General features: G+C 44.9%; 10 protein-coding genes. 3 read left to right on the plus strand and 7 right to left on the minus strand.

Annotated features, from left to right (window positions below; translation table 11 throughout):
• On the minus strand, nucleotides 1–1,542 hold the full coding sequence (locus tag EO130_RS03640) for a glycine--tRNA ligase (RefSeq protein ID WP_127140168.1): 1,542 nt from the start codon (nucleotides 1,540–1,542) through the stop codon (nucleotides 1–3).
• Between the two features lie 36 nt (nucleotides 1,543–1,578).
• Nucleotides 1,579–2,475 (minus strand): hypothetical protein, encoded by an 897-nt coding sequence (locus EO130_RS03645; RefSeq protein ID WP_127140169.1) that lies wholly within the window; start codon nucleotides 2,473–2,475, stop codon nucleotides 1,579–1,581.
• A gap of 48 nt (nucleotides 2,476–2,523) precedes the next feature.
• Here EO130_RS03645 and EO130_RS03650 point away from each other — a divergent pair, with 48 nt between their 5' ends.
• A complete protein-coding gene (locus tag EO130_RS03650; RefSeq protein WP_241244291.1) occupies nucleotides 2,524–3,222 on the plus strand; it encodes a ComF family protein in 699 nt (232 codons plus the stop codon).
• 64 nt (nucleotides 3,223–3,286) lie between these two features.
• Nucleotides 3,287–4,906 (plus strand): Ig-like domain-containing domain, encoded by a 1,620-nt coding sequence (locus EO130_RS03655; RefSeq protein WP_127140171.1) that lies wholly within the window; start codon nucleotides 3,287–3,289, stop codon nucleotides 4,904–4,906.
• Here the strand turns inward: EO130_RS03655 and EO130_RS03660 are convergent.
• The 3 genes from EO130_RS03660 to katG form a co-directional block, all read right to left on the minus strand.
• Nucleotides 4,890–5,666: an amidohydrolase gene (locus tag EO130_RS03660; RefSeq protein ID WP_127140172.1), complete on the minus strand. Its 777-nt coding sequence runs from the start codon at nucleotides 5,664–5,666 to the stop codon at nucleotides 4,890–4,892. The genes EO130_RS03655 and EO130_RS03660 overlap by 17 nt on opposite strands.
• Nucleotides 5,659–6,144, minus strand: a complete 486-nt coding sequence (locus tag EO130_RS03665) for an ankyrin repeat domain-containing protein (RefSeq protein WP_127140173.1) — start codon at nucleotides 6,142–6,144, stop codon at nucleotides 5,659–5,661. The genes EO130_RS03660 and EO130_RS03665 overlap by 8 nt, the downstream gene beginning before the upstream one ends.
• 96 nt (nucleotides 6,145–6,240) lie before the next feature.
• A complete protein-coding gene (gene katG / locus EO130_RS03670; protein WP_127140174.1) occupies nucleotides 6,241–8,454 on the minus strand; it encodes a catalase/peroxidase HPI in 2,214 nt (737 codons plus the stop codon).
• Nucleotides 8,455–8,689: 235 nt separating this feature from the next.
• Between katG and EO130_RS03675 the strand changes: the two genes are divergently transcribed.
• Complete coding sequence (locus EO130_RS03675; protein WP_127140175.1) at nucleotides 8,690–9,220, plus strand: lipid-binding SYLF domain-containing protein; 531 nt, start codon at nucleotides 8,690–8,692, stop codon at nucleotides 9,218–9,220.
• A gap of 4 nt (nucleotides 9,221–9,224) precedes the next feature.
• On the opposite strand, the gene EO130_RS03680 is transcribed toward EO130_RS03675, so the two are convergent.
• A complete protein-coding gene (locus tag EO130_RS03680) occupies nucleotides 9,225–10,589 on the minus strand; it encodes a DUF5689 domain-containing protein (RefSeq protein WP_127140176.1) in 1,365 nt (454 codons plus the stop codon).
• Between the two features lie 11 nt (nucleotides 10,590–10,600).
• Nucleotides 10,601–13,336, minus strand: a complete 2,736-nt coding sequence (locus tag EO130_RS03685) for a carboxypeptidase-like regulatory domain-containing protein (RefSeq protein WP_127140177.1) — start codon at nucleotides 13,334–13,336, stop codon at nucleotides 10,601–10,603.
• Between the last annotated feature and the right edge of the window lie 39 nt (nucleotides 13,337–13,375).

Raw genomic sequence — 13,375 nt, forward strand, 5'->3', positions numbered from 1 at the left:
TTAGATTTTCTGTAGCCAATAACGCATATCCACTTCCTTGGAGATGATATCTTTCACCTCTGAAAGTTTTACGCGTTTTTGGTCCATGGTATCCCTGTGGCGGATGGTCACCGTATCGTCTTCCAAGGTTTGATGGTCTACTGTAACACAGAAAGGTGTTCCCGCTGCGTCTTGACGACGGTAGCGACGCCCCACTGCATCCTTTTCATCATACTCTACATTAAAATCCCATTTAAGCTCGTCCACCAACTTTTGTGCGACTTCTGGTAATCCATCTCGTTTTAGCAATGGTAGAACAGCCACTTTGTTTGGTGCGAGCACTGCTGGAATCTTGAGTACGGTACGTGTGGTGCCATTTTCAAGCTCCTCTTCTTGCAAAGCGTTGGAGAAAACAGCCAAGAACATACGATCCAATCCTATGGAAGTTTCCAATACATATGGGGTGTAGCTCTTGTTTTCCTCATGGTCAAAATACTGGAGTTTTTTGCCAGAGTATTCTTCATGCTTGCCCAAATCGAAATCGGTGCGGGAATGGATTCCCTCCAATTCCTTGAATCCAAAGGGGAATTTGAATTCGATATCGGCGGCAGCATCGGCATAGTGGGCCAATTTTTCATGGTCGTGGAAACGATAGTTCTCCTCGCCCATCCCCAAAGAAAGATGCCACTTCATCCGCTTTTCCTTCCATGCTTCGTACCATTCCATTTGTGTACCCGGCTTGATGAAGAATTGCATCTCCATCTGCTCAAACTCCCGCATACGGAAGATAAACTGACGGGCTACTATCTCGTTACGGAAAGCCTTTCCTGTTTGTGCAATCCCAAACGGAATTTTCATCCTTCCCGTTTTCTGTACGTTCAAAAAGTTGACAAATATGCCTTGTGCGGTCTCTGGTCGGAGGTACAGGTCCATGGCATTATCGGCAGAAGCGCCCAACTTGGTGCCGAACATTAGGTTGAACTGTTTTACATCGGTCCAATTTTTTGATCCTGATAGTGGACAGGCAATCTCCAATTCCTCTATCAGGGCCTTTACATCGGCCAAATCCTCTTTGGCTAGGGATTGTCCCATTCGCTTAAGGATACTGTCAGCCTTTTCCTGATAATCCATCACCCGCTGATTGGTGGACATGAACTGTTCTTTGTCGAAACTGTCCCCAAATCGCTTGGCGGCCTTGGTGACCTCTTTATCGATTTTGGCCTCAATTTTGGCCACATAATCTTCGATAAGGACATCGGCACGGTATCTTTTTTTGGAATCCTTGTTATCAATCAATGGATCGTTGAAGGCATCCACGTGCCCAGAGGCCTTCCAAGTGGTGGGATGCATAAATATGGCGGCATCGATGCCCACGATGTTCTCATTGAGCTGCACCATGGCCTTCCACCAATATTCGCGAATGTTTTTCTTTAGCTCTGCACCGTTCTGACCGTAGTCGTAAACAGCGCTGAGTCCATCATAAATCTCACTGGATTGAAATACGTATCCGTACTCCTTTGCGTGGGAGATAACCTTCTTAAAAATGTCTTCCTGATTTGCCATTGGGCAAAAATAGAATTTTACCCAAAAAGTAGTATGTTATTTCAGCTGAAATTCGGTAGAAGCCAACAATCTCTCGTCCTCGAATACATTTAGCGTGTAGATTCCCTCCGCTAGAGACCCTTCAGGTACGGTAATGGCGTCACAGATACTGATTTCCTTGCCCGTGTATACGATTTCCACCTTTTTGCTGTAGGTATTGCCACTTACAGAAATGGTAGAGGCATTATCCTCGATAATGGCCATGTTGGGATCCAAAAATTGGAGGTAGAGCACTTTTATGTCCCCTTTGGAATTGGGGTCGCTCAAGATGGTGACACATCCACGTAACTTTTCTATCACTGATGCCTTGTTGGTTTTGATGGGTCGGCCAGCCCGTAATCTAAATCCACTTCCCTCGGCATCTTGGAGTTTAAGGTAACTTTTGATGCGGAGCTCCCGGGTCAGTTCCTTGTTGGTCTCCCGTAAAAGTGATTCTGTCTGCTGCATACTACTTGCTCTACCCCTGAGCTCTTCCAACTGCTTGATGGTCTCGTTGTACTTGCTTGCCAGGAGACTATTGTTGTACCTAAGAAAGTTGTTTTTTAGCTTAAGGCTGTCAAATCTTAATTCCAACTTTCTAAGTTCCTTTCGGGTCTCCTTCAATTTGGTGATACTAAAATTGAGTCTGCCTACGGAATCCAGTAATTGCTGCACCCTAAACCTTGAGGTCTGCAGTTCAATCTCGTTTACCTCGTTCAAGCCCGATAAACGGTCCACCTCGGCGCGCATCAATGTCAAATCCTTGACCAAAAGTGATTTCTCTTCCTCCAGATAGATCATCTGGTTCTTGGATTGTGCATAGCTGTAGTAAAATGCAATAAGTATCCCCACAATGACCGCAACCATAGCGGCAAAGATAATTTTGTAGTTAAAAGTGTTATCTTGGGAGTTCATGGGGTTGACAGACTACGCTAAAATGTATAAGATTTGACACCAAAAAGGTTGGCTAAGATAATAAACGAGATTAACAACATCCTATTGCCAAGGGTATGTTTTGGATGTAATGCCCAATTATTTAGGGGAGAACACGTTTTGTGTGCCGTTTGTCGACATGATGTGCCACTCACCGATCATAACTATCTGGAAGAAAACGCTGTGGACCGTATATTTTATGGTAGAACTCCTATAAAAAAAGCAGCCTCTTTCGTTTTTTTCTCCAAAAATGGACTCGTAAAAAATTTATTGCATTGGTTGAAGTACAGAAATCAAGAACAGATTGGCGGGTTTCTCGGCGATTGGTGCGGCGACCTTTTAAAGGAATCTGGCCAACTTAAAGATATTGATGTTGTAGTGCCCGTTCCACTTCATCCGAAAAAATTCAAAAAGCGTGGCTACAACCAAGTGGCATTGTTTGCCCGCCATGTTGCGGGACATATCGGAGCGGATTATTGTGAGGATTGGCTTATAAAAACAAAGAACACCAAAACACAGACCAAAAAGAACAGACAAACGCGATGGGAGAGTTCCAAAGATGCATTTGCTCTAGAGACCTCACAACAACATCTAAACTATAAGCACGTCCTTTTGGTGGACGATGTAATCACTACGGGTGCAACTATTGAATCCTGCGCACAAATCCTACTTCAAGTAGAAGGTCTGGAAGTCTCTGTTTTGAGTATGGCCTTGGTGTCGGAGGGTTAAAATTTGCCAATGCGGTATCGGATTTTTTAAATTAGTTGTTTCTTTGTCCCACAATGTTTTCGGCATGGTTTATTTAAAAAAATCGTTGGGACTTCTATTTTTTGCCTTTATGGTGCTAGCGCTTTGGCAATGTGCCAAAAGAGGCTCTCCCAGTGGCGGCCCAAAGGACACCACCCCACCAAAATTGGTGCGGGCCGAACCGGAAAACTATACCATCAACTTTAAGGCAAAAAAAATACGCCTCTATTTTGATGAACTCATTAAATTGGAAGATGTCCAGAACCAATTGGTCGTCTCCCCTCCCTTTAAAAATCCTGCTACCATAACGCCCATGGGCGCTCCAAGCAAGTACATTGAAGTGGAAATAAAGGATACATTACGGGAAAATACTACTTACACGATTAATTTTGGACAAAGCATCGTGGACAACAACGAAAAAAATCCAAACAGTTTTTTGACCTATGTGTTTTCCACGGGAGATTATTTGGATTCCCTCACCTTAACCGGTGCCGTTTCGGATGCGGTAAATCTTAAGGCGGACGAGTTTATCAGTGTGATGCTTTACGAAATGGACAGTACCTACACAGATTCCACCGTTTTTAAACAGCCCCCTTTGTACATCACCAACACAGGCGACAGTCTACCTTTTTTTGAATTAAAAAACCTAAAAGGCGGGAAATATGCCCTTTTTGGGCTAAAGGATGTGAACAAAAACAACATGTTCGATCAGTCCCAAGACAAAATCGGGTTCATTAACGACACCATCACCATCCCAACAGATAGCATATACGTTTTGAACCTGTTTCGGGAACAGCTGAATTATAAACCTTCGGTGCCCAGCCTAGCGGCCAAGAACAAAATTATATTTGGATACCAAGGAGATTACAGGGACATGAAGATTGAAACCTTGACCTTGTTGCCAGATTCTGTCAGCACCACCTTATTAAAGGAAAGGGACAAGGACACCTTAAACTATTGGCTCACCCCAACGGAATTGGATTCCATTATTTTCACCGTTAGAAACGACAAAGTCGAGGCTATCGATACGTTCACGGTAAAAATGCGAGATCTTCCCATGGATTCGTTAAAACTGTCCACCTCGGTAAGCGGGAAATTCAATTTTGAGGACACGTTCAGTATTTTGGCCAACACCCCTATTGTTGCTTTGGATACCAGCCAAGTCGCCCTGAACGTAAGCGATTCCATTCCCATGTCCTACAGCTACGTTTTGGACACCTTAAAAAATAAGATAGATTTTGATTTTGAGGCAGAACCGAATCAAAAGTATTCGTTCTCCCTGATGCCCGGGGCCATCACTGATTTTTTCGGGATGCAAAACGATACCTTGGCCTACAACCTATCCACAGGTAGTTTTGCCGATTACGGGAACCTTAGGATGATTTTGGGTGGCGACGTTACCTACCCCATCGTTGTCCAGTTGACCAATGAAAATGGTGTGGTACAACGCGAAATAATAGCTTCGGAGGAGCAGACCTTCGAATTCAACCATTTAAATCCGGGGAATTATGTGGCCCGTGTTATTTTTGATTCGAATGGAAATGGAAAATGGGACACAGGAAATTACTTGAAAAAACAGCAGCCCGAAAAAATCAGTTACTATCCTGGCACTATCGAAATCAGGGCGAATTGGGAAAAGGAGGAAACCTTTATCCTATCAAATTAAAGCTGTCTCTATCTTCCAAAAATCGTAATTGCTTTCTGGTATCTTGAATATGGGCCTTGTCCAAAGTGGCATAAAGTATCTCTTCTTTTTCAGAATAAGCCAATTGCTCTCCTAACACATCATATACCGCCGAGTGCCCCGTGTACTCAAAATCAGCCCCATCCAAACCCACGCGATTGACCCCGATGCAATAGGCCATGTTTTCAATCGCCCTTGCTTTCAACAGGGTATCCCAAGCGGCAATTCTTTTCTTGGGCCAGTTGGCTACATAAATCAGCACATCGTAATCCTCCACATTTCTGGACCAAACTGGAAACCTCAAGTCATAACAGATTAATGGATAAAAACTAAACCCTCTAAAGTATTCAATAATTTTTTTCTCCCCTCTTGAATAAACTTTGTCTTCACCAGCTAAAGTAAATGTATGCCTCTTATCGTATGTGGACATACCTCCGTCTGGCTGAGCAAACCATAGCCTATTGTAAAAGTTGTTTTCTTCTTGGGAAATAATACTTCCTATGATAGCAGCATCCTTTTCTTTAGCCTTCTTTAGCATCCATTCTACAGTTTTATGTCCTTCTGTGGAATTAATGCTTTCAGGTTTCATTGTAAATCCTGTTGTGAACATTTCGGGCAGTACAATCACATCCACATCATCCGGTATACTTTCGATTTTCTCATCGAACATCTTCCGGTTGCGTGCCGGATCTTCCCAATGCAAATGGGTTTGAATCAAAGCAATGTTCAAGCTTTTAGGCATCTTGATATTGTTTTAGGAGTTCCACCAATTCCGCATTTCCTTGTTCCTTCACCAAATCCATGGCGGTATTGCCGCGTGCATCTTTTACCGATGCATCTGCACCGTGTTTTAAGAGTATTTCGGCAATATCCTTTCGGTTAAACGTAACCGCGTAGATGAGACAGGTAGCACCCATGGCGTTTTTTTGGCTCACATTGGCTCCCGCATCAATCAATTTTTGGGCAATTTCGGTATAGCCTTTAAAGCACACCCCCATAAGCGCAGTGTTCCCCGAACCGTCCAAGGCATCGACTTTAGCTCCTTTTTTTAGCAAAAAATCCACCATATCGGCATGACCATAATAGGACGCCAATAATAAAGGTGTGGAGCCCCTTTCATCTTTGGATTCCATTAATGAGGGGTCACCGTTCAGTAGCTTTTGTACGGTCGCCAAACTACCAGACCGTATCTGATTGAAGAGTTCCTGCTTGTTGTTCATAGCTCTGGGAAAGTTATAAAAAAACTGCCATAACCTTGTGGGGTCATGGCAGCATTTAATTCAATTTTCTTTTTCTATTCACTCGCTCCGATAGGCCTAGGCCACATCAAAACGATCTAAGTTCATCACTTTGGTCCATGCGGCAACAAAATCCTTTACAAACCTTTCTTTGTAATCGCTTCCCGCATACAATTCGGCCAAGGCACGTAGCTCAGAGTTGGAACCAAAAATAAGGTCTACACGGGTTCCTGTCCATTTTACCTGACCAGTTTTACGGTCTTTGCCTTCAAAAACCTCTTCGGCTTCGGATGTTGCTTCCCACTGGGTCGCCATATCCAAAAGATTCACAAAGAAATCATTGCTCAAGGTACCGGGCTTATCCGTAAATACGCCATGGTCGGAACCATCAAAATTGATGTTTATGGTTCTCAAACCACCTAAAAGCACGGTCATTTCGGGAGCGGTCAAGGTTAATAGTTCAGCCTTATCCACCAACATGGTTTCCGGAGTTGTCTCGAAATTCGGCGCAAAATAGTTACGGAATCCATCAGCCTGTGGTCTCAACCATTCAAATGATTCAACATCGGTTTGGTCCGCAGAAGCATCAGTACGGCCTGGCGTAAATGGTACGGTGACATCATAACCAGCATCTTTCGCTGCTTTTTCGATACCTACCACACCTCCCAAGACCACCAAATCGGCCATGGATACTTTCTTGCTTCCAGATTGCTCGTCGTTGAAGCCCTGCTGAATCACTTCGTAGGTGTTCAATACTTTTTTCAACTGCTTTGGATTGTTGACCTCCCAATCAATTTGAGGGGCCAAACGGATACGCCCTCCATTGGCTCCACCACGTTTATCAGAACCTCTAAAAGTGGAGGCTGAAGCCCATGCAGTAGATACCAATTCTGACACACTCAATCCGGCACTTGCGATTTTACCTTTCAAGTTGGCAACATCGGCGTCATTGATAGTTTCATAATCCGCTGCTGGGATGGGATCTTGCCACAATAGCTCTTCTTCTGGCACCTCGGGTCCGTACAGTACGGCTTTTGGTCCCATATCCCTGTGGGTCAGCTTATACCATGCACGTGCAAAGGCATCCGCAAACTCGTCTGGGTTTTCGTAAAACCTACGTGAAATTTTTTCATATTCCGGGTCAACGCGCAAGGCCAAATCCGTAGTGAACATCATTGGAGCGTGCTTAAGGTTTGGGTCGTAAGCATCTACTACGGTTCCTGCTCCTCCTCCATTCACGGGTTGCCATTGTACATCTCCTGCCGGACTTGTTGTTTTTTCCCATTCGTAACCAAACAGGTTTTCAAAATAGCCCATATCCCATTTGATGGGGTTACTAGTCCAAGCGCCTTCCTCACCATCGGTAATGGTATCGGGGCCTTTTCCAGATTTGAAATCACTCATCCAACCAAATCCTTGATTGGCCATGGCAGCCCCTTCCGGCTCTACGCCTTTGTGCTCATGTGGTCCTGCACCGTGGGCTTTACCAAAGGTATGTCCTCCAGCAATCAAAGCAACGGTCTCCTCGTCGTTCATTGCCATACGGCCAAAGGAATTTCTGATATATTTTGCTGCCTTAAGAGGGTCAGGGTCTCCGTTGGGTCCCGCTGGATTTACATAAATCAATCCCATATGGTCGGCTGCAAGGTTGCCTTTCAACATTCCGTCCTCATCGTGACGCTCATCTCCTACCCATACTTTTTCAGGACCCCAGTTCGTGGATTTATCCGCTTCCCAGTCATCCCTACGTCCTCCAGCAAAACCAAAGGTTTTAAAGCCCATGGATTCCAAGGCTACGTTTCCGGTCAACACCAAAAGGTCGGCCCAGGAAATTTTGTTCCCATATTTCTGTTTGATGGGCCACAAGAGGCGACGTGCCTTGTCCAAGTTGGCGTTATCCGGCCAACTGTTCAATGGAGCAAAACGTTGTTGTCCTCCAACCGCTCCACCACGGCCATCCTGCACACGGTATGTACCGGCAGCGTGCCATGTCATACGGATAAAAAACGGTCCGTAATGTCCATAATCTGCAGGCCACCAACCTTGACTGTCCGTCATCAAATCGGTAAGATCTTTTTTTAGGGCATCCAAATCAAGTGATTTAAATGCTTCTATGTAATCAAAATCTTCACCCAAAGGGTTGGTCAGGTTCGAATGTTGGCGCAAAATGTCCAAATTTAATTGTTCTGGCCACCAGTAATCTATGGAAGTTCCTTCCCCAGCAGCTTGATTCATTGCATTTAGGTGCGGGCACATACTTGCGTCTGCGCCATTTGCCAATTCTTCACTCATGATTTTATCGTTGTTTTATATTAATTTCCAGTTCATTAAAGATACGAAATTGCATCCCTAGACCATAGGCATTTGATATTAATATATTATCAAAACATAGTTTTTCTCTATTTGATGAATGGTTTCTGATCGAGTTCCTTGATTTTCTTTATTTTCCTTAACACTAATTGGCAAACCCTTTTCAAAAAAAAGCTTGTTGGTTGTTTACTTTTGATTCAACCTTAATAATGACACTATGAAACTGATAAGCATATGTGCACTGGCAACCCTGTTGTTGACAACAACCGTTGGCTTGGCCCAAAGTAGAAAGGACCAAAAAATAATGCAGGATGCCCAAAAGGCGAAAACGACCCTTTTGGAAACCAGTCCGGGCTTGGAACGCTTTTTTGAGGATTCCGCTGGCTACGTAATTTTCCCGAATGTGGGAAAGGGTGGTTTTATCATTGGCGGGGCATCCGGCAATGGAGTGGTCTACGAAGATGGTGAACCGGTGGGCATGGCCGATTTGAAAAAACTGAACATTGGACTGCAAGCGGGCGGTCAGGCCATTATCGAGGTCATCTTTTTTGAGACCGATGTGGACCTAAAGCGTTTTAAAACCGAAAAATTCCAATTTGCGGCCGAAACTTCGGCGGTTGCCTTAAAATCCGGTATTGCCTTTAATGCCAAATATAAGGATGGTGTAGCCGTTTTTGCCCTGCCCAAGGCCGGCCTTATGGCCGACGCCTCGGTAGGTGGACAAAAATTCAGTTATAAAGCATTCTAGAAAATTAATCCCGAACCCCTGGGGTAAAATCCTCGGGGGCGTTCTGGGGCTGTTGTATGGTTCCCGCCTCTCCGGTATCGTTAAAGATAGTCCATTCCGAAAATGTATACACGTGGTTTGCGGTGGTAATTTCGATGTTCCGTACCGCACGGCCATCCTCAAATTCGTGATTGGTCCCAGAACCATCCTCTCCAATTATCCCAAACGCATCGATGACCGTTCCAAAGGGGTCCACTAGCTCCAAATTGTCATCACCGTTAGAATCGGCCGGACTGTTGGTGGACACCCCTAAATCGGGAGCAAAACCGTACACCAGTTCAAATTCCGTAGCGTTGGGAGATATCACTAATGTACTTTCGCCATTGATTATGAAGCCCGTTAAATCGATGGTAGAACTCACCTCCGTGTTGTCGTTGGTATACCGTCGGAGCGTCCACAGGTTTAAATCCAGCGGTTCTTCACTCGCATTGTACAGTTCCACGAAGCGTGCTCCGGAATTGTTGTCCGGGTCGGCCAGTTCCGAAATAAAAATACGATTGGAAGTAAACTCGGTGATGATTTCAGGACAGCGTTCATTGGTAAAGGATACATCTTCCAAACTACGGATAATCAACTGTGGGGACTTCCCATCCCGAGTGAGTATGGCCGTGAGGGTTCCGTTCAACTGGGGCAAGGGCTCCGCTTGAAAGTCAGCATAACCACTGTTCAACAACGTGATTTCATTTTCCGCACAATCGACCAAGGTACGTTCGGTTTCTTCCTCAGGAATGGCGTAGGGTTCTCCCAATGTATCCTCTGCAAATTCCAACGAATCCAACTGTACCAATATTTCTGAAGGAATACTGTCAATTTCCGCAATGGTAGTCTTGAACGGTTGAATAGTACCCACCCCTTCACAGGAGGTAAACACATGCTCCAATACCTTTCCCCTGGGCAATCGTCCCACCGAAAGGTTCCCAAAAGAGGAGAACACCCCTCCCAACTCAAGCGTGCTCCTCCTTCGGTCCAGATAGAGTTCCTTTAGTTTGATATAGACCTTGCTCCCGACAGGATATAGTAAATGGGATTCACGCAAGTCCATCTCCAACCGAATTCCTCCCGAAGGATTGGCAGAGCTGTCCTGAAGATAAAGCACATTAAAAAAATTGCCCGCTTGGTCGGAAGATATTACATAACCCTCCAGTACCCAATCTTCCTGAATTTGGACAACATCATCCTGTACAAGTGAATCCAATGTAGCGAAACTAATGTTTGCTTTAATATCGGTAGTGCAGTTGGCTTCCAATGTTCCAAATTCACGACCCTCCACACAACTCATTAGCATTGTGGCCAAAACAAATCCTATACTTTTTATCAATATATTTTTCATGGGATGCTTGATTAAAAACTAATAGCCAAATTCAAAAAATAGGTGCGTCCGTAACTGTACCAATATTTTGGTGCGAAGGAAGGCGAACCGGTCTGATTGTCTTGACGCAACTGCCCAAAGTTGCCATTACGGCTTTGCTCGTAGCCTCCTGTACGGAAAACCGTATCGAACAGGTTGTTCACACTGGCAAAAAGGCTGATATATGTTCCGCCCACCAGCCACGATTTCCCTCCTACCAGATTGAGCAGGTAGATATCGTCCAAACGTTCCTGCCGCAATAGATTGGCAACATTTTCCTCGGTGGCATCGGGGAAGGCTTCACCCGTTTCTGGGTCAATCAAAAAACTGGCGGTTCTGGTGATGGCGGAGAGGTTGATATAGTTATTGGTGAGGTAGTTGGTCGTTGCGCTGACCCACCAGTACTTGGGCGAACGATAGGATACACCGAGAGCAACGGCGGTTTGGGGGCCTTGTGCCAGTCTGAGGTCTTTGAGGTCGGCAACGCCTAAATCAATGGTGCCTTCGGGCGCAATGAGGTCCTCTTCGGGTCCGGCCGTGTCAAAATTGATTTGAATCAACGGGTCACTGGCATAGGTATACTCACCAAAATTCCCAGCCGCGGTCAATTTTACACTGGAGGATGCCTCATACTCAAAGCCAAACTCAATGCCCTTGTGCAACCTATCCAATCCGGTGATGACCTCCTGTACAAAATCTGAACCCAATCCCGAATCCACAAAAAAGAAATTGATGTCCGTTGTATGCTGAAACCGCGTATAAAACGCACTTATTCGGCCCGTTAGATTCGGTAGTCGGACAAAATAGCCCAAATCCACACTGCTTATGGTTTCCTGCTGCAAATCCGGAACCGTTTCATTGTTCTCCCTTGGGTTGATAAATAAATTCTGTACAATGGGTGGCCGTTCCATCTGTGCTGCATTGGCTGTAAACCAATGACGGCCGTTCAAAAAGTAGGTCAATCCAGCTTTGTACGATAGATTGGAAAAGGAAATCTGATTGCCAGGCCCAAAAGAATTTTCCAAATAACGTTCATTGGTAAAGAAACCGTTGCGCTGTACCTGCTGATTGGAATATTCGGCCGAAACAAACCCATCCCATGTATTGGAGTTGAGTTGGAGCTGTGCGTAGGCTTCCATTTGGGAGGCGTCCAAATTATAGTGATAATTGAACTTTTCGCCTTCCGTTTTTTGCAATTCGCCTTGGGTATCGTTCAGGGTATTGGAAAAGGTATCCAAATCTTCATGGAAAGTGGCACCCAACAAATCTTGGATTTCAGCAAAGTTTTCGGAGGACGTACTCCTATAGTTTCCTCCTAAACCCAGTTGTATTAAATCACCAAGGTGAGCATTAAAACTTGTGGATACCGTAAATGTTCTATCTTCCACTACGTCATCGTAGAGGAGGTAGGCCGCTTTATCATCATTATTGGCGTTGGCGGTGTATAGTTGTCCCCATTGAAGCTGTGGGTCTTCCAAAAAGGCTTCTTTGGCCAAGTTGGCATTCACGAAATCCGCTCCTATGGAACTGTTGATGTAATAGCTCGGTAAATATCTGTAGTAAGTAGGATCGGGATTCGGAGCGTTATAATACCCTAGCCTACTACGGGAATTAATCCCTGTTTGATAAGCAAATCCAAGATTCCAATCCACTTTTTTGGTATCGAGGGTATAGTTGAGCAAAAATATCGGTTCAAAAATCTCCCGCTCCCTTGAGTTTCTGATCTTCCCGTCTTGATTGCCCCAGTAGGGGTTGTACCTTGCGCCCATCAAATCAAAGACTTCTTCGGTCATGGCAGAAGAACGTCCTCTTCGATTACGCGCCAAGATAGAGGTAAAGGCAATGCTGTTTTTAGCATTGAACTGATATTCCACTGCACCAAAAAAGGAATACGCATCGTACAAGGTGCCTTCTACATAGCCTTCATTGGCCCATCTGCGCGAGGCTGATACCGAATACGAGAATCCGCTAGGTTGTTCCCCGGAATTGTAGGTGGCCATAAGTCTGCCATTGTAGGTCCGGTTGGAAAGCGAAGAAGACAAACGTAAGCCTGGCCGAAGGCCAGATGGCCGGGTATTGATATTGGTATTCCCCAAAATTCCGCCAAACAGATAAGGGTTGATGGAAAGTCCATTGGTAAATTCCTGATTGCGTACCACATCGTTGAGTCCGCCCCAATTGTTCCATTGTGGCCTGCCATCAAAGAATTTGTTCATCGGAATTCCATTGATAAGCACTGTTCCATTTCGGGAATCGTAGCCTCGGACCTTAAAAAAGGCTTGTCCAAAATCAAAGGCGGCCCGATTTAGAAAAATGTCCCGGGTAGACTGTAAGAGTCCCATGGTACTTGAAACGGATTCAAAATCATCGGAAAGGTCTCCCTCCGTCAACGTAATCAGGTTATCCGTCTGCTCCCGAGCAATGTCCCTTTCCAAATAAATAATGCCCAAATCGATTGGGCTTCCATCCAAATAAATGGAATACCGTTTAGTGATAAAATCCACCGCGGAAATCCGGAGCATCTGTTCACCCGTTTCCGATAGGTTCAGTTCAAATTCTCCATTGGCATTTACTGTAAATTGTTGGGAACTACTTTCCAAGGTGATGTTTGCGTTGGAAATAGGCTTGTCCAACCCCTTGTCCATTAATTGGCCTGTAACCCGTGTACGTTGTTGCCCGTACAGCACTTGGCAACAACAGACTACAGCCCAGAGTGCGGCTAGTCTCATAGCTTATTGTAGGTTAATGAATAAAAAAGGGGTTGTAAT

This window comes from Flagellimonas marinaquae (assembly GCF_003992675.1).
Classification (GTDB): domain Bacteria; phylum Bacteroidota; class Bacteroidia; order Flavobacteriales; family Flavobacteriaceae; genus Flagellimonas; species Flagellimonas marinaquae.